At 67.9% G+C, this 17,562-nt stretch carries 16 protein-coding genes; 13 read left to right on the top strand and 3 right to left on the bottom strand.

The genetic code is table 11. From position 1 onward, the window contains the following. The 9 genes from dmpG to acs all read left to right on the top strand — a co-directional run bounded on the left by dmpG (position 1) and on the right by acs (position 9,082). Entirely contained in the window at positions 1-1,017 is a 1,017-nt protein-coding gene (dmpG, locus tag AB2385_RS11225; protein WP_367655093.1) for a 4-hydroxy-2-oxovalerate aldolase, read from the top strand. A 3-nt stretch (positions 1,018-1,020) separates the two neighbouring features. Beyond that, positions 1,021-2,523, top strand: coding sequence for an aldehyde dehydrogenase (locus AB2385_RS11220; RefSeq protein WP_367655092.1), 1,503 nt, complete (start codon positions 1,021-1,023; stop codon positions 2,521-2,523). A gap of 15 nt (positions 2,524-2,538) precedes the next feature. Beyond that, on the top strand, positions 2,539-3,330 hold the full coding sequence (locus AB2385_RS11215) for a 2-keto-4-pentenoate hydratase (protein ID WP_367655091.1): 792 nt from the start codon (positions 2,539-2,541) through the stop codon (positions 3,328-3,330). A 38-nt stretch (positions 3,331-3,368) separates the two neighbouring features. Then, positions 3,369-3,563 (top strand): 4-oxalocrotonate tautomerase, encoded by a 195-nt coding sequence (locus AB2385_RS11210; RefSeq protein WP_367655090.1) that lies wholly within the window; start codon positions 3,369-3,371, stop codon positions 3,561-3,563. Between the two features lie 54 nt (positions 3,564-3,617). Further along, positions 3,618-4,529 (top strand): catechol 2,3-dioxygenase, encoded by a 912-nt coding sequence (locus AB2385_RS11205; RefSeq protein WP_367655089.1) that lies wholly within the window; start codon positions 3,618-3,620, stop codon positions 4,527-4,529. Positions 4,530-4,541: 12 nt separating this feature from the next. Then, on the top strand, positions 4,542-4,859 hold the full coding sequence (locus AB2385_RS11200; RefSeq protein WP_367655088.1) for a 2Fe-2S iron-sulfur cluster-binding protein: 318 nt from the start codon (positions 4,542-4,544) through the stop codon (positions 4,857-4,859). A 286-nt stretch (positions 4,860-5,145) separates the two neighbouring features. Next, positions 5,146-5,409 carry a DUF4212 domain-containing protein gene (locus AB2385_RS11195; protein ID WP_367655087.1) on the top strand — a complete coding sequence of 88 codons (264 nt, stop codon included), beginning with the start codon at positions 5,146-5,148 and terminating at the stop codon, positions 5,407-5,409. Between the two features lie 13 nt (positions 5,410-5,422). Continuing rightward, entirely contained in the window at positions 5,423-7,174 is a 1,752-nt protein-coding gene (locus tag AB2385_RS11190) for a sodium:solute symporter family protein (protein ID WP_367655086.1), read from the top strand. A 15-nt stretch (positions 7,175-7,189) separates the two neighbouring features. Then, the gene (gene acs, locus AB2385_RS11185; RefSeq protein ID WP_367655085.1) at positions 7,190-9,082 is read left to right on the top strand and encodes an acetate--CoA ligase; all 1,893 of its coding nucleotides are present in this window, start codon (positions 7,190-7,192) and stop codon (positions 9,080-9,082) included. Between the two features lie 138 nt (positions 9,083-9,220). Here acs and AB2385_RS11180 read toward each other — a convergent pair whose 3' ends face one another. Continuing rightward, positions 9,221-9,955, bottom strand: coding sequence for an MBL fold metallo-hydrolase (locus AB2385_RS11180; RefSeq protein ID WP_367655084.1), 735 nt, complete (start codon positions 9,953-9,955; stop codon positions 9,221-9,223). A gap of 43 nt (positions 9,956-9,998) precedes the next feature. Next, positions 9,999-11,171, bottom strand: coding sequence for a DUF2087 domain-containing protein (locus AB2385_RS11175; protein WP_367655083.1), 1,173 nt, complete (start codon positions 11,169-11,171; stop codon positions 9,999-10,001). A 162-nt stretch (positions 11,172-11,333) separates the two neighbouring features. Between AB2385_RS11175 and AB2385_RS11170 the strand changes: the two genes are divergently transcribed. Continuing rightward, entirely contained in the window at positions 11,334-12,722 is a 1,389-nt protein-coding gene (locus AB2385_RS11170; protein WP_367655082.1) for a winged helix-turn-helix domain-containing protein, read from the top strand. Positions 12,723-12,886: 164 nt separating this feature from the next. Here the strand turns inward: AB2385_RS11170 and AB2385_RS11165 are convergent, their stop codons facing one another. Continuing rightward, the gene (locus AB2385_RS11165; RefSeq protein ID WP_367655081.1) at positions 12,887-13,132 is read right to left on the bottom strand and encodes a hypothetical protein; all 246 of its coding nucleotides are present in this window, start codon (positions 13,130-13,132) and stop codon (positions 12,887-12,889) included. A gap of 180 nt (positions 13,133-13,312) precedes the next feature. Here AB2385_RS11165 and AB2385_RS11160 point away from each other — a divergent pair, with 180 nt between their 5' ends. The 3 genes from AB2385_RS11160 to AB2385_RS11150 form a co-directional block, all read left to right on the top strand. Next, positions 13,313-14,281 carry a helix-turn-helix transcriptional regulator gene (locus tag AB2385_RS11160; protein ID WP_367655080.1) on the top strand — a complete coding sequence of 323 codons (969 nt, stop codon included), beginning with the start codon at positions 13,313-13,315 and terminating at the stop codon, positions 14,279-14,281. 257 nt (positions 14,282-14,538) lie between these two features. After that, entirely contained in the window at positions 14,539-15,936 is a 1,398-nt protein-coding gene (locus AB2385_RS11155) for a trypsin-like peptidase domain-containing protein (RefSeq protein WP_367655079.1), read from the top strand. Positions 15,937-16,220: 284 nt separating this feature from the next. Then, positions 16,221-17,562 (top strand): ABC transporter substrate-binding protein (locus tag AB2385_RS11150; RefSeq protein ID WP_367655078.1); only part of this gene is annotated, 1,342 nt, incomplete at its 3' end.

Here is a 17,562-nt window from a genome sequence, read left to right as displayed (position 1 = left end):
ATGCAGAAGCGGTACGTGCGCATCACCGACACGACCCTGCGGGACGGCAGCCACGCGGTCGCCCACCAGTTCACGGAGGAGCAGGTGCGCGCCGTCGTGCGCGGGCTGGACCGGGCCGGTGTCCCCGTGATCGAGGTCTCCCACGGCGACGGCCTCGGGGGCAGCTCCCAGAACTACGGCTTCAGCCGCGTGCCTGAGGAGCGGCTGCTGAGGGCCGCAAAGGAGGAGATGACCCAGGCGAAGCTGGCGGTGCTGATCCTGCCCGGCATCGGCACGGTGGAGGACCTGAAGATGGCCCGCGACTGCGGGGCCGAGATCGTGCGGGTGGCCACCCACTGTACGGAGGCCGACATCTCGGAAGAGCACATCACCTGGGCCAAGAAGAACGGCATGGAAGTCGTGACCTTCCTGATGATGTCGCACATGATCGACCCCAAGTACCTGCTGGAAGAGGCCCGGAAGATGGAGTCGTACGGCGCCGACTGCATCTACGTGGTCGACTCGGCCGGCGCCCAGCTGCCCGACGACGTGCGGGCCCGGGTCTCGACCCTGGTGGAGGGCCTCTCGTGCCAGGTGGGCTTCCACGCCCACAACAACCTGGGCCTGGCCATCGGCAACACCCTGGCCGCCATCGAGGAAGGGGCCAGCCAGGTGGACGGTTCCACGTGCGGGCTCGGGGCCGGCGCCGGCAACGCCCAGACCGAGGTGCTGGCGGCGGTGCTGGCCAAGGCGGGGTACGAGACCGGCATCGACCTGTGGAAGCTGCAGGACGCGGCCGAGGAGGCCGTGCGGCCCATCCTGCCGCGGCCGATCATCATCGACAAGGACTCGCTCACCGTGGGCTACGCCGGCGTCTACTCCAGCTTCCTGCTTCACGCCCGGCGGGCGGCGGAGAAGTTCGGCGTGGACGCCCGCGACATCCTCATGGAGATGGGGCGGCGCAAGTCGGTGGGCGGGCAGGAGGACCTGATCCTCATCGTTGCCCAGGAGCTAGCTGCAGAAAGGAGCGCGAAGTAGGCCATGGGAGAGACACCGATTTCGGCAGCCGTACGCGAGCGGATGGACGCCTGGCTGGCCAAGGGGCTCAAGCACTTCATCGACGGCAAGTTTGTGGACAGCGCGAGCGGCGAGACCTTCTCCGTGCCCAACCCGGCCACGGGGCAGGAGCTCACCCGGTGTGCGCTGGGCGGCAAGGAGGAGATCGACCTAGCCGTCAAGGCCGCCCGGCGGGCGTTCAAGACGTGGGGCCGCATGGCGCCGGCCGAGCGCGGCAAGCTGCTCCGCCGGTGGGCCCAGCTCATGATCGAGCACAAGGATGAGCTGAACTACCTCGAGTGCATGGACGTCGGCCGCCCGATCCGGGAGGGCATTCACGGCTACATCGAGCGGGTGGCCCACAACATCCAGTTCTTCGCCGACCTGTCCGAAAAGTACTACGACGAGGCCTTCGTGCTACCTGGCTACACCTTCTACACCAACCGGCAGCCCGTGGGCGTGGCCGGGCTCATCACCCCGTGGAACATGCCGCAGATGCTCTCCACCTGGAAGATCGGCCCGGCCCTGGCCGCCGGGAACACGGTGGTCCTGAAGCCGGCCGAGCTCACCCCGGTGGGCTGCACCCGCCTGGCGGAGCTGGCGGCCGAGGCGGGGATCCCCGACGGCGTCTTCAACGTGGTCCACGGCTTCGGCCCCGACAGCGCGGGCGCCTTCCTCACCCAGCACCCCGACGTGCAGCTGATCTCCTTCACCGGTGAGACCACCACCGGCAAGGTGATCATGGCGGCGGGCGCGCCCACCCTGAAGCGGGTTTCCTTCGAGCTGGGCGGCAAGGGCAACAACATCGTGTTTGCCGACGCCGACCTGGAGAAGGCCATGGACGTGACCATGCGGGCCGCCTTCTACAACCAGGGCGAGGTCTGCCTGGCCGGCTCCCGGGTGTTCGTGGAGAAGCCCATTTACGACCAGTTCGTGGACATGCTGGTGGCCCGGGTGAAGGCGCTGCGGATGGGCGACCCGCTGGACATGGAGACCACGCTGGGCCCGGTGATCTCCGCCGAGCACCGCGAGCGCGTGATGGGCTTCGTCGAGCGGGCCAAGGCCCAGGGCGTGGAGTGCCTCACGGGCGGCCACCTGGCCCAGGGGCTGCCGGCCCCGTACGACGGTGGATACTTCATCGCCCCCACCGTCTTTGCCGCCCCCGACCCGAGCGTGGAGCTCGTGCAGGAGGAGGTCTTCGGCCCCGTGGTGAGCGTGACCCCGTTCACCGACGACGAATGGGTGCTCGAGGTCATCAACTCCGGCCGCTACGGCCTGAGCTCGGTGGTGCAGGGGAAGGACATCTCCCGCCTGCACCGGATGGCGCAGCGGCTGCAGAGCGGCAACGTGTGGATCAACTCCTGGTTCGTGCGCGACCTCAGGGTGCCGTTCGGCGGCATGAAGGATTCAGGCATCGGCCGCGAGGGCGGCATGCACAGCCTGGACTTCTACACCGAGCTGCAGACCATCGGGCTGCCCACGGCGTAAGGAGGGGTTGCGTTCATGGCCCTGTGCCCTGACGAACTGGATGCCATCGCGGAACACCTGCTCTCGGCGGAGGCGGAGCGGCGGGAGGTGCCGTCCCTGGCCCAGACCCACGGTGAGCTCTCGCTGGACGAGGGCTACCAGGTACAGGATGAGATCATCGCCCGCAAGCTGAAGGCCGGCGACCGGCTGATCGGCTGGAAGCTGGGCCTCACCAGCAAGGAGAAGCAGAAGGCGATGGGCGTGTTCGAGCCGGTCTACGGCGCGCTCTTCGCCTCCACCCTGCTGCCGGAGTGCGAGGTGAACGTGAGCGAGCTGATCCACCCCCGCGTCGAGCCTGAGATCGCGGTGGTGATGGGGGAGGACCTGGAGGGACCGGACGTGACGCCGGCGCAGGCGCTGGCCGCCGTGCGCTGGGTGCTCCCCGCCCTCGAGGTCATCGACAGCCGCTACAAGGACTTCAAGTTTACCCTGCCCGACGTGGTGGCGGATAACGCCTCCACCGCTCGGGCGGTGCCGGGCACGCGCCCGGTCCCCGCCGAGGGGCTGGACTTGGCGACCATCGGGGTGGTGTTCCTCAAGAACGGGGAGCTCATCACCACGGCGGCGGGTGCGGCGGTGCTGGGCGATCCCGCCATCGCCCTGGCCCGCCTGGCGAACCACCTGGCCCGCCGTGGCCAGAAGCTGAAGGCCGGGCAGCTGGTCTTCACCGGGGCGCTCACCGCCGCCACCTTCGTGGCGCCAGGGGATGTGGTGGAAGCTCGCTTTGCCGCCCTGGGTTCGGTGAGTCTCAGGGTGGTTGCCCGATAGTCGCCGGGCGGAGCCTGCGCAGGAAAGGGGGGAGACCTGTGCCGCTGATCCGGGTGGAGATGCTGGAGGGCCGCACGCCCGAGCAGAAGCGGGCCCTGATCCGGGAACTCACGGAGACGACGGCCCGCGTGCTGGACACCCCGAAGGAGCGGATTCGCGTGGTGCTCTACGAGGTGCCCAAGACTCACTGGGGCATCGCCGGAACACCGGTGAGCGAGATTCCGGGGCGGTAAGCGCCGGCCGATGCCGGCTTCACACCGAAAACTCACATGAGGGAGGATCGAACAATGGGGATCATGCGACTGGGTGGCGTCCGGGTTCGCTGTCTGGACCTGCAGAAGTCGATTGACTACTACACCAAGGTCATCGGCCTCGAGGTCACCGGCCAGGACAAGGACGGCAACGTCTACCTGAAGGGCTGGGACGAGTTCGACCACCACAGCGTCACGCTCACGGCCAGCGACCGTGCGGGCCTGGAGCACCTGTCCCTGAAGGTGGAGTCGCCGGATGACCTTGTGTTCTTCCGGGACAAGCTGGAGGGCGCCGGCGTGAAGGTGACGACCCTGCCCGCCGGTTCTGAGATGGGCATGGGCGAGGCGCTCTGGTTCCAGGATCCCGGCGGCCACTGGGTGAAGCTGTACGCCGAGATGGAGCGCGTCGGCACCAAGGTCGGCGCCCTGAACCCGAACCCCTGGCCGCCCGGCCTGCAGGGGATCGGAGCCCCGCGGCTGGACCACATCCTGCTGGCGGCCGAGGACGCGCAGAAGTCCACCGATTTCTACATGCACCTGCTGGGCTTCTGGATGTCCGAGCGGCTGGTCAAGAAGAACGGCGACCTGATCGCCGCCTGGCTCTTCCGCAGCAACACGGTGCACGACATCGCCATCATCGCCGGCCCGCAGGGCAAGATGCACCACTTCTCGTTCCTGCTGGAGGACTGGAACGAGATTCGCAAGGCGGCCGACGTCCTGGCGATGCACGAGGTGAAGATCGACATCGGGCCCACCCGCCACGGCATCAGCCGGGGCCTCACCATTTACTTCTTCGACCCGTCCGGAAACCGGAATGAGACCTTTGCCGGCGGCTACCTGCCGTTCCCCGACTCGCCGGTGATCACCTGGACGGAGGATGAGATCGGCCGCGGCATCTTCTTCTTCCAGCGCGAGCTGAACGAGGCCTTCACCACCGTGTTCACCTAATCGGTAGTGCCCATGAGCAACTGGAAGGTAAGCGTGCAGTGTGACGGCAGAGAGGTGGAGGTCCGGCCGGGTGAGACGCTGTTTGCGGCCCTGCGCCGGCTGGACCCCGGCCTGATCCTGCGGGGTTGCCGAAACGGCGGCTGCGGCGTGTGCAAGCTCCGGGTCGTCTCGGGGCAGTACGAGCTGGGGCTCTGCTCTGCCTCCGAGCTCACGCCCTCCGAGCGCGCGGCGGGGTGGGTCCTGTCCTGCAAGGCCACGCCCCTGAGCGATCTGGTGGTGCACGTGCCGCCGCGTCCCGTGAAGCCCTGGGCCCGCGCAGGTGAGGCATAGCGAAGGCCGGCGTCCCCGAAGAGGGGCGCCGGCCTTCCGTTGCTCGTCGGGTGTCGGCTGTAGGTGACCCCGCCGGCCACGGGAATGGCGGAATCGGTTAGGCGCCCGAGTCGCACGGGAGTGCGGCCCGGGCGCCCTACTGTCTGGGCCCGAGCAAGTTCCGAGATTAACTTGTATTCAAAAGCGAATGACTAGAGGAAGTGTTGGCAATTGCGTATAAAATCTCTCCAAGGTTGCGTTATCGCAACCCGGCTACGTGCAAAATCTGGCAAAGGGGGAATGGAATGTGAGTCCCAAGGATGCAGAGCGGTACGAACAGCACTTCCGGGCGAACCTCGGACTGTCGCTGAAGCTGCTGCTCATCTGGGCGCTGGTGTCGGTGGGGGCCGGCGCCGCCTATCTGTGGCTGGATCAGTTCCAGATTCTCACAGGCTTCCCTCTGGGGTATTACATGGGGGCCCAGGGGGCGCAGATCACCTTCGTGATCCTGATCTTCATCTATGCCTTCCGCATGCGGACCATCGACCAGAAATACGGCGTGGACGAATAGGGGGTGAGCGCGCATGTTGGGTCAGATTGACCGCCTGGGCCGGATCTGGGGCATGTACACCATGGCCTTCGGCGTCTTCGTCGTCCTTCTCTGGCTGGCGGAGTACGTCGGGCTGATCGGCCAGCGGGGCATCGCCTGGACCTTCATGATCCTTACGATCGGCATCTACGCCACCATCGGCATCATGTCGCGCACGGGCAACCTGGACGAGTACTACGTCGCGGGACGGGCCGTGCCGGGCATCTTCAACGGTATGGCCACGGCGTCCGACTGGATGAGCGCCGCCTCCTACATCTCGCTGGCGGGCACGCTGTACGTGCTCGGGATGGAGGGGCTCTCCTATACCGTCGGCTGGACCGGCGGCTACGTGCTCCTGGCCATGTTCCTGGCGCCGTACATCCGCAAGCTCGGTGCGTACACCATCCCTGACTTCGTTGGCGTGCGCTACCCGGGCACTTTCCCGCGTGTGGTCGCAGTGATTGCCGCCATCATCGTATCCGGTACGTACCTGGTCGCCCAGGTGTCAGGCGTCGGCATCATCATGTCCCGGTTCCTGGGGCTTGACTTCCGCATCGCCTGCTTCGTCGGCCTTCTCGGCATCCTCGTCTGTTCGATGCTGGGCGGCATGAAGGCCGTTACCTGGACCCAGGTGGCCCAGTACATCATCCTGATCGTCGCCTTCATCCTGCCGACGGTCTTCGTCTCTGCGAAGATCACCGGGGTACCGATTCCGCAGCTGATGTACGGCCAGGCCCTCACCGACGTGGCCGCGACCGAGGCGGCGCTGGGGATCGACAAGGGCTACTTCACGCCCTTCAACGACTGGACCCAGTCGCAGTTCCTGGCCCTGATCATCTGTCTGATGTGCGGCACCGCGGGCCTGCCCCACGTGATCGTGCGCTTCTACACCACCCCCAACGTACGTGAAACCCGCTTCTCGGTGGGCTGGGCGCTCTTCTTCATCGGGCTGATGTACATCACCATCCCGGCCTACGCCGCCTTCGCCCGCTGGGAGGTCCTGCACAACGTCGTCGGCCAGGCCATTGACTCGCTGCCCAGCTGGGTCGACGCCTGGACCAAGACCGGCCTGCTCACCCTCAACGACGCGAACGGCAATGGCCTCGTGGAGTACGCCGAGTTCGGTCTCAACTCCGACCTGGTGGTGCTGGCCATGCCCGAGATCGCCGGCCTGCCGTACGTGGTGGCGGGCCTGGTGGCTGCCGGCGGCCTCGCGGCGGCGCTCTCCACGGCCGACGGCCTGCTGATGGTGGTGGCCACCGCCATCTCCCACGACATCTACTTCAAGCTGATCAACAAGAGCGCGAGCGACCGGGTCCGGCTCACCATCTCCCGCGTGATGCTGGTGACGGTGGCCGCGATCGCCGCCTGGGTCGCCAGCCTGCGCCTCAGCATCATCTCCGACATCGTCGCGTGGGCCTTTTCGCTGGCGGCGGCGTCGTTCTTCCCGATCCTGGTGCTGGGCATCTTCTGGAAGCGCATCAACACCGCCGGCGCCATCACCGGCATGGCCTTCGGCTTGCTGACTACCCTCGGGTACATCATCTGGTCGTCCGTCACCGGCCAGACCATCGGCGGCATCCTGCCCAACGCCGCGGGCATCTTCGGCATGCCGCTCAACTTCCTGCTCACCATCGTCATCTCGCTGGCCACCGCACCGCCCAAGCAGGAGATTCAGGCGCTGGTCGAGCGGCTGCGCTTCCCGAAGCACCTGCACGACGCGGCCGCCCCGGCCACCGGCGACTAGGGGAGGAGGGAGCCGATGGAGACGCAATTTGCCCAGCTGCTCTCGGGGAGCGGGCGCATCGCCCCTCCCCGGGAGCTGGTCGAGTCGGCCCACGTGAAAGACTACGACACGTATTACGAATCGGTGATGGCCGACCTGGAGGGCTACTGGGGCCGGGTGGCCCGGGAGGAGGTGGACTGGTTCCGCCCCTTCGAGAAAGTCGTGGAGGGCGACGGACCCAACGCCCGCTGGTTCCTGGGCGGCAAGTGCAACATCTGCCACAACGCCCTCGACCGGCACGCCGACGGCCAGCGCCGGAACAAGGTGGCCCTCATCTGGCTGGGTGAAGACGGCGAGGAGCGCATCTTTACTTACGCGATGCTCCGCCGGCAGGTGGCCCGGCTGGCGGGTGGCCTGAAGCAGCTCGGGGTTCAGAAGGGCGACCGGGTGGTCATCTACATGCCCCTCACCCCCGAGGGGATCATGGCGATGCTCGCCTGCGCCCGCATCGGCGCCGTCCACAGCGTCGTCTACGCCGGCCTTGGGGCCGGGGCCCTGCGCCAGCGCATCGAGGACGCCGGCGCCAAGGTGGTGCTCTGTGCGGACGTGGGCTACCGGCGGGGCAGGCGGGTCGACTTGAAGGCCATCGTGGACGAGGCGGTGGAGGGGAACCCGCAGGTGGAGCACGTGGTGGTCCACCGCCGCACCACCCCGGCCGTGGAGCTGCAGGAGGGCGAGATCGACTTCGCCGAGCTGATGTCCCGGGGCTCGCCCGACACGCCCTGCGAGGTGATGGACAGCGAGGACTGGCTCTTCATCCTCTACACCTCGGGCTCCACGGGCAAGCCCAAGGGCACGGCCTACGTCCACGGCGGCTACATGGTGGGCACCACCCACCTCTGGCGCATCGCCTGCGACATCCAGGAGAACGACATCTACTGGTGCACGTCGGACATCGGCTGGATCGTGGGCCACTCGATCATGGTCTACGGGCCGCTCGTGAACGGCTCCACCATCCTGGTGCGGGAGGGTGCACCGGACTATCCGCACCCGGGCATCGTGTGGGAGATCGTGGAGCGGTACCAGGTGAACAAGTTCTACACCGCACCCACCGCCGTGCGCATGTTCATGCGGATGGGCGAGGAGCACCCCCGCCGGTACGACCTCTCGAGCCTGAAGCTCATGGTCTGCGCCGGCGAGCCGCTCAACCCCGAGGCGCAGCTCTGGGCCTACGAGCACATCATGCAGCGGCGGGGTCCGGTGCTGGACAACTGGTGGCAGACGGAGACGGCGGCGCCCACCGTCGGCACGCTCCCGTGCATGGACGTGAAGCCCGGCCGCGCGGGGCGGCCCTTCCCCGGCATCCGGGCGGAGGTGCTGGATCAGCAGGGGCGTCCCGTTCCCCCGGGCAAGGGCGGCCTGCTCTGCCTGCGCGGCGCCTGGCCGCACATGTTCCGCACCATCTGGGGCGACCGCTCCCGGTACGAGGCCTACTGGCAGACGATCCCGGGGGTCTACACGGCGGGCGACGTGGCCACGGTGGATGAGGAAGGCTACATCGCCGTGCTGGGCCGGGCGGACGACGTGCTCAACGTGGCCGGCCACCGCATCGGCACGGCCGACGTGGAGTCGGCCCTGGTGAGCCACCCGGCGGTCGGCGAGGCGGCGGTGATCGGCAAGCCCGATCCGGTAAAGGGCGAGGCGATCAAGGCCTTCGTGATCCTGCGCAAGGGGCACGAGCCCAGCGACCAGCTCGCCCACGCCCTCATCACCCACGTGCGCCACCAGCTGGGGCCCATCGCCACGCCGTCGGAGATCGCCTTCGTGCCGTCGCTGCCCAAGACCCGCTCGGGCAAGATCATGCGCCGGGTGCTGAAGGCGCAGGAGTTGGGGCTGGACCCGGGGGACCTGACCACGATCGAGGAGTAGGTCCCCGGGGGGAACGGCGTCGGCGGCGCGGGTCACGTATCCGGCGGCGGTGCGGCCCAACCGGGAAACGGGCACATGCACTGCAAGCCGGCGCCCACACGGGCGCCGGCCCGTCATCTGTGTGCCAGACCCCGCCCCTCAGATCAGGTACGTCCGCATCTCCACCGCGGCCTCCGCCGCCGGGAAGACGGCCCGCGCCTCAGCCTCGGCGTCCGCAATCGGGGTGGAGGGGCTGAAATGGAAGAGCAGCAGCCGCTTCACGCCCGCCCGCCGGGCCAGGTCCGCGGCCTCGCCAGCCAGCAGATGGCCCCGCCGGTTCTGCCCGTTCGCGACGATGAAGGTCGACTCGGCGATGAGCAGGTCAGCCCCGGCGGCGAAGGGGGCGAGGTCCACGCCGGTCCCGGTGTCGGCGGTGTAGACGAGGGTCTTGCTGCCGTCGCTGATGCGCATCGCCCAGCAGGGCTCCGGGTGGTCGGTGCGGGCGAAGGTGACCCGCACGTGGCCGAAGGTGATGCCCTCGTCCACCGGCAGGGGAAGCACGCGGATCCAGCGGGAGCCGAACGAACTGGGCTCCAGCCAGTGCCGGTCGGGGTTCTCCACGTCCGGCGCGTAGACGGGCAGCGGGGCCCGGTCCGGCGCCTGGTGCGCCATCAGGTACTGGAGGCTGTGCAGGTCGGCCGTGTGATCGGGGTGCAGATGCGACACCAGCACGGCGGTGAGGTCGGCCGCCGCCACCTGCTGCTGCAGGCGCGGCACGGTGCCGTTGCCGCCGTCCAGCAGGAGGTTCACGCCGCCGGACTGCACGAGGATGCCCGGGCACGCGCCGCCCACCGGCGCGTAAGGGGAGTAGCGCCCCAGGATGGTCACGAGCACGGTCACTCACGCTCCCGACGTGACTTGGAAGTGACGTGGGGGCCTACTGCTGTTCCTCTCCCAGCTCGCTGGGAAGATTATACCCCCGGGTTCCGAACGGCTGCAGCTTCCGCAGCCACTTCTGCTTCAGCTTCTGCAGGGCGCCGTCCCGGTCGAAGTAGCCGGTCTCGGGCTCCTCCAGCGTCTCGAGCGGCTCGAAGACGAAGGCGTCGGGGCCGAACTCGTTCCAGGCCTGCTGCAGCGCCCGGCTCTTGTGCGAACCCATCTCCAGCTGGAACCGCTGCCCGTTCAGGCTGCGGAAGTTGGGCGTGACGCCGATCCAGACCATTCCGTTCTGGGTGTTGCGGATCTGGAACACCCCGCCTTCAGTTTTCGCCTCGCGGGCGAGGCGTTTCAGCTCCTTCCTGCGATCCACCGGGTTCATCCTTTCCTCATCTATATCGCTGCGCCAGTACTGGCTGCCGTCGGGCAGACGCCGGAGGTACCCGAAGTCGACCAGGCACCGCCGCAGCAGCACGTAGTCCTCGGCGATGGGCTCCAGGATCGCATTGACCTCCTTCTCGCTGTACCGGCGCCCGGGGACGAAGCGCTGCGCCACCGCCGCCGCGATGATGCGCTTGTGCTTTGCGGGCGTGGAGCCCCCGAAGTGCTGGAGCGGCCCCTCGGGGCCGTGGGGGAAGTACTTGGCCAGAATCTGTTCTTCCCCGACGCCGCCGCGGGAGCGTGTCCGCCGCTCTTTCCCTGCGCCCACCGGGCCCTTTCCGGTGCGGGCCCGGCCGGGGGCACCGGCATCCCCGGTCTGCCGCTCGTGCAGCAGTTCCATGATGGCCAGGAAGACCCGAGCCTGCCGCTCTTTCTCCCTCAGGATGTAGCGGTGGTTCCGGATCGTGGAGAGCGAGCCCGCCCCGAGCACCGACTTGATCTCCTCATCGCTCCGGCCCTCGTAGAAGAGGGTGAGCAGCCGCCGCTGCAGGTCAGACAGGCCGTGCGCCCACTTGTCGAGCCCGACCAGGTAGGCGAAGACCGACCCGTGCGCCGCGGCGATGTGGTGGCGGATGTAGCGGCGGGCCTCGTAGAGACGGTCCCCCACGGGGTAGATCACGCCCTTCTCGATGCGCTCGCCGCAGCAGAGGCACGTGAAGGCTTCGTCGGATTCCAGGTACCCTCGCTTCAGGTCGGTCAGGGTGGCGCTCTCCCGCAGGAGCACCGTGTCCATTAGTCATCATCTCATTTCGTCTAGAAATACGTAGACAGAATACCGTATTGTCTATGTATCGGTCAAGGTGTCGCTGCGTCTGCCCGGCGGGAGGACGTGGCCCCCCGGGCGCCAACTCATTGGGAAATGCGCCGCCGTAGAGCGCCGAGGGGAGGAAGACCCGTGAAGGTCCAGGTATCCAAGGCCGGTGCACGCCGGTTCCTGCTCTTCACGCAGGGGCTGCTGGAAGTGCCCGGGATGATCCGGCCCTGGGTGAAGGAGCTGAGGGGGCGCAGTGGTCTGCTGCGAGCACTGGAGCGGCTCGAGGCGGTGCAACTCGACCCCATCGCCGTGGTGGAGCGCAACCACCATCTGGTGCTGCGCAACCGGGTCGGCGGCTACCGGCCGGAGATGCTGGACGGACTCTTTGCCGCCGGCCAGGTGTTCGAGTACCTTGCCAATGCCCGTTGCGTGCTTCCGATGCGGGATCTGCCGCGTTTTTGGCCGATCATGCTGGCGGCGCGGCAGCTGCCCGCCAGGACGACCCTCGCCGGGAGCATGTCCGATGTGCTGCAGCGGCTCCATGCGGAAGGTCCGCTGCCGCCCCGCACCTTGGGGAACGAAGGCCCCCGCCTCCTGGGCATCGGCTACAATCCGCCCGACAAGGCCTCCAAGGCGTCCGGCCGGGCCATCGACCTGCTCTGGCTGGGCGGCGAGATCTTCGTCGCCCGCCGCGAGGGGAACGAGAAGTGGTACGACCTGGCCGAGCGGGTGGTCCCGCAGGAGGTGAGGGCGGACTTGCCGGGGGACGTGATGGATCTCCGTTCGCCGTTGCTCTGGGATCTCGTCGTTCGCACAGGCGCGGAAGATCGGGGTGGCAGTCCGGTCGCCGCCGACGGCGGGAGCAGCGGGGCGCCGGACCTCACCGAGGCCGACGTCTCCCGCCCCTGGTCCACGCCGCACGTCACCGAGGGCGAGGCGGCGTGGCAACGTTTCCTGCTGGACAAGTACATGCGGGCCTACCGCCTCGTCGACCTGGGCGACTTCCGGTTCGGCTGGCAGCACTACCCCACCGCGCGGCGCCGGGCCCTGGCGGCGGCGAAGGTGGAGGCGGGCGAGTGGGTGGAGGTGGCCGTGGAGGGGGTGCGGCGCCGCTACTGCGCCCTGGCGGAAGACCGGCCGCTGCTGGAGATGGCGGAGGACTGGGAGCCCAGGCGGACCGTCCGCTTCCTGGCGCCGCTGGACAACCTCCTCTGGCGGCGCGAGCGGCTTCAAGACCTGTTCGACTTCGACTACGCGTGGGAGGTCTACACCCCCGCCGGCAAGCGCCGCTTCGGGTACTACGCCATGCCGATCCTGTACGGCGACCGCCTGGTCGGCTGTATCGACCCGAAACTGGACCGCAGGAACGGCGTGCTGCTGGTCAACCGGCTCCACCTGGACCTGCGGGACGTCGACGGCCGGGGGCTGCGGCGCTCGCTGGAGAAGGCCCTCCGGGAGTCTGCCCGCTGGCACGGCGCGGAGACAATCCAGTTCATGGAAGAGGCGCGTACCGTCTTTGCCGCAAGGTGACGCGGGGTGCACGGCCTTACGGACCCCCGCCAGCCCGTCCGCCTGAACGAGACCGGCATCGCATCTGCCCCGGCGGGTACCTGGGGGAATCACGCGCTGCGGGGCCTGCTTCGTCCGGAGCAGACCCCGCAGCCGCGTGTGCATGTTGGTCGCCTGGAGGACGGTTACTTGCCCCAGGGAGACTTCCCCCAGGGAGACTTGCCCCAGGTCTTGCCCCACGGGAACTTGCCCCACGGCATTTTGTCGAACTTGCCCGAGGGGAACTTGCCGAACTGCGGGAACCGGCGACGCCGACGGCGGCGCGACGGGTTGCCCCAGCCACCCATGGTGGACGGGTTGCCCCAGTCGTCCCAGTCGTCGTCCCAGTCGCCCCAGCCGCCCCAGCCGAAGCCCTGCATGGGTGTCATCATGGTCGATCCCTCCACCACAGCATATGCGAGGGGTCGACCGGGGTTACATAATGCCGCCCCCCACGGCACGCACTCCGCCACGGACCGGCTGGCACGCCGACGGCGGCAGGACTTTCCGTCCGCGCCGCGGAAGGCATTCACCGGTGGAACCCGCATTTCCCGTCGGTGGAGGGATGCCACGTGATCGTCGGTGCCTACGGTGCCATGCAGCGGCGCTTTCAGCTCCTCACCGCCCTCATGGGCGGCGGGCGGCCGCGGGTGGAGGACCTGGCCCGACGCTTCTCGGTCACGCCCCGGTCGATCTACCGTGACCTCGCGTTCCTGGAAGAGAGCGGGGTGCCCGTCATCCGGGAGAACGGCCGGATCTGGGTGGACGAGAGCTATCGGGTGAGGCCGGTCCAGTTCCAGCCGGACGAGGTCCTGGCCCTGATGGCGGCACTGGACTTCGCTGAGCGGAAGCTGCCCCTGGCGGGGAAGGCGGCCCAGTCGGCCCGGGAGAAGCTGCTGGCGGTGCTGCCGAGGCCGCAGCAGGAGGTGGCCAGCGAGGTGAACCGCACCCTGGTGATCGACCCCATCCAGGCGTACTCGCTGCCTCCGTCTCCAGATGTGGAGGCCGCCTGCCGGGCCGCCGTGGAGGGGCCCCACCGGCTGCGTATCCTCTACCAGGCGTTGAGCGCCGAGGAGCCTACCGAGCGGGTGGTCCGCCCCTATGGACTCGCCTTCCGCGGCACCGCCCTCTACCTGATCGGCTACTGCGAACTCCGGCAGGAGATTCGCATCTTCCGGGCCAACCGCATCCTGGAGGCGCAGGTACTGAGCAGCACCTTCGAGCGCCCTGCCGACTTCGATCTGGAGGAGTACCTGCGCGACGTGTGGGGCATCGAGTTCGGCCCGCTCATGCATGTGCGCGTGTGGTTCGACCGGCGCGTGGCCCGGCTGGTGCAGGAGACGGTCTGGCATCCGAGCCAGCAGGTGGAGAAGCAGCCGGACGGGTCGGTGATCGTGCGCATGGAGACGAGGGGCACGGGGGAACTGGCTCGCTGGCTGGCGGGTTTCGGCGGCAGCGCTCAGGTGTTGGAGCCGCCTCAGCTTCGGGAGGCCGTGCTCGACCTGGGGCGCGGCATCGTGGCACGTTACGAGGCGAAGTAGGCCCCATGGCGGGCGCGCCGCCGGGCGCCAGGCGCGCTGAGCGCCCGGGCCGGCGCAGCGGCATGGCCCCTTGGACGATAGACGGCGAAGGCCCCGCAGGCAGCGGGGCCTTTGGCATACGCAGAACTCGTCAAAACACAAGAAGTTTCACTCCAAACGCAGTTATCAGAGAGGAACGCCGGGCGTGCGCGTCTAATTTCACAAGGCGGGAGGTGCCGGTTCGTCCGGCCCTACACGCGAAGGGGAGGCGAGATGGTTTGCGCAGGCGCACCCGGCTTTCCGCATTCCTGGCGCCCTTGCTGGCGCTGGCGCTCCTGCTGGCCCCCAGTGCCGGCGGGGTGGCGGTGGCCCAGACCCCGTCCGGACAGTACGGGACGGCCGGAACAGGCGCCAACGAGTCTGTTGCCGACCTGCTCAAGGACCTGAACGCGTCGCTGAAGTCTGAGAATGAGACGCTGAGCAACCTGAACAAGATGCTTCAGGCCGAGGTCGAGGCCCTGAAGCAGGAGAACGCCCTGTTGCGGAAGCAGCTGGAAATTGCGGTGGCGCGGCTGCTCGAACTGGAGGGCGGATCGGGATCGGATTCCGGTTCCAGTTCGAGTTCGGGCTCGCCCGCGGGGAACGTGGAACAGCTTGCGAACCGGCTGCGGCCGCGGGTCTTCATGATCGAGGTCTTCGGTCCGCAGGGCACGCTGGTGAGCAGCGGCAGCGCAGTGGCGGTGACCAAGACCGACGTGGTGACCAATTACCATGTGATCGACGAGGCCTGGTCCGCCGAACTGGTGACCGAATCGGGCCAGCGCATTCCCGTGGAGGGCATGACGGCGTACGATGAGGCCAATGACCTGGCCCTGCTGCGGGTGAACGGGACGCTGGAGCCGGTGACCCTCCGGAACACGGCCGCACGCGTCGGCGAGGAGGTGGTGGCCATCGGCAGCCCGCTTGGCCTTCTCAACACCGTCTCCACCGGGATCGTCAGTGCGGTGCGGACCCTGGGCGGGCAGGAGATGATCCAGATCACCGCGCCCACGTGGCACGGCAGCAGCGGCGGCGGCCTGTTTGACAAGCAGGGCAACCTCATCGGCATCACCTCTGGCGGGATGCGTGAGGGGCAGAACCTGAACTTCGCCATCCCGGTCAAGTTCGTCCAGCAGCTCATACAGCGGGCCGGTTCACCCCAGCCGCTTCCCGGCTTTGGCAGAGGCGGCGCCGCGGAACTGGCGGCGTTCCTGAACGAGCTCTTCCCCGAGATGATCGTGAACGGGGAGACGGTGCCGGTGCAGTACTTCATCATGCCCAACGAAAACGCGCGACCCTGGGAGGCCCCCGAGTACATCGTCGCCGTCCTGGACACCGAGGCCCACTACAACCTGGCGAAAGGCATGGTCGTCGGGGATCTCAGAGCCAATGAGGAAATCGTCGAGTTCTACATGTGGGTGGTCGCAAGCAGCTTCAACGCGTTCTACCCGCCCGAACAGGACGTGACGCTCCTGCTCGTGCACGTGGGCGAGTACCCGAACTATCCCACGACGTTCAGCCCGAACGAGGTCGAATACGATCCGAAGACAGGGACGTACTGGGTCTTCAAGCCGATCCTGTCGGTGCATGAACACGGAAACGAGAACTGGCACTTCGAATGGCTGATCTACAACTAAGGGCCAAAGGTCCGGCCGGGTGGCCTGGAGAGCCGCCCGGTCGGACCTCTTTGCGCGCCCGTGCCCCCGGCCCCCTGTTTCCGGGTGTGGCCCGCACCGGTCTCGCCGGGCCCGGGTGCTCGCCGGCTGGTTCTGCTCCGTGCGGGCAGCACGCAATTTCGACAGTAGGAAGAGTGAAGGGAATTAGAGTTTTCCAAGAGGAATGACGGCCCCGAACGTCAAACCTCATAGTCTTAACCCCCGGGTGCGTTCGCCCGGTACACACAGAGGGAGGGATTCGGAACATGCGCGTTCGCACGAGGCGGTTCCGGTGGGCGGTCGGGCTGCTGCTCGTCGCCGCGATGGTGCTCTCAGCCTGCAGCGGCGGCTCCAGCTCCCAGGGCCCCGACACCGGGACGCAAACGGAGCAGAACGGCGGGACGCAGGCCCCGCAGCAGACGGAGACGCAGCCGCCGGCCGCGCAGGAGAAGGTGCTGGTCTGGGGGCGCGGCGGCGACTCGGTGTCGCTGGACCCGATTCAGGTGACCGACGGGGAATCGTTCAAGGTGACGCACCAGATCTACGAGGGGCTGCTGGACTACGCGCCGGGCAGCACCGAGGTCGTGCCGGTGCTGGCCACGGAGTGGGAGCCCAGCGCGGACGGCCTGGAGTGGACCTTCAAGCTGCGCCAGGGGGTGAAGTTCCACGACGGCACGCCGTTCAATGCCGAGGCCGTGAAGATCAACTTCGACCGCTGGCGCGACACCTCCAACCCGCTGCACGTGGGCGGTGAGTTCCCGTACTACAGCTACATGTTCGGCGGGTTTGACGAGGACTCGGTGATCCAGGACGTCGTCGTGGTGGACGAGTACACCGTCAAGTTCGTGCTGAAGCAGGTGCAGGCGTCGTTCCTCCAGGACATCGCCATGGTGCCCTTCGCCATCGCCAGCCCCAAGGCGCTGCAGGAGAACCCCGAGGGGCTGAACACCCAGCCCGTGGGCACGGGCCCGTTCAAGTTCGTCTCCTGGACGAAGGGTGACCGCATCGTGCTGGAGGCCAACCCCGACTACTGGGGCGGCCGGCCGGCCATCGACCGGCTGATCTACCGCTCCATCCCTGACAACAACGCCCGCCTCGTGGCCCTCCAGGCCGGCGAGCTGGACGTGATGGACGGCGTCGAGCCCGCCTTCCTGCCCACGATCCAGGCGACGGGCCAGTTCGACATCGTCGAACGGCCGCCGATGAACGTGGGCTACCTGGCCTTCAACACCCAGAAGCCGCCCTTCGACAACGTGCTGGTCCGCCGGGCGATCAACCACGCCATCAACAAGGACGAGCTGAACACCGCCTTCTACCGCGGCCTGGGCATCCCGGCCATCTCGCCGCTGCCGCCGTCGGTCTGGGGTCACAACCCCGACGTGCCCAAGTACGAGTACGACCCGGAGAAGGCGAAGCAGCTGCTGGCCGAGGCGGGCTACGGTCCGGACAACCCGCTGAAGACCGAGCTCTGGGCCATGCCGGTGCCGCGGCCCTACATGCCGCAGCCGGAGCGCATCGGCGTCGCCATCCAGAACTACCTGCGCGAGGTCGGCATCGAGGCGGAGATCGTCACCTACGAGTGGGGCACCTACCTGGAGAAGACCGGCC

The sequence above is a fragment of the Symbiobacterium sp. genome, assembly GCF_040797425.1.
GTDB lineage: Bacteria > Bacillota > Sulfobacillia > Symbiobacteriales > Symbiobacteriaceae > Symbiobacterium.
Note: the sequence above shows the minus strand (reverse complement) of the source record. Positions and strands in the feature narration are given on the sequence as shown.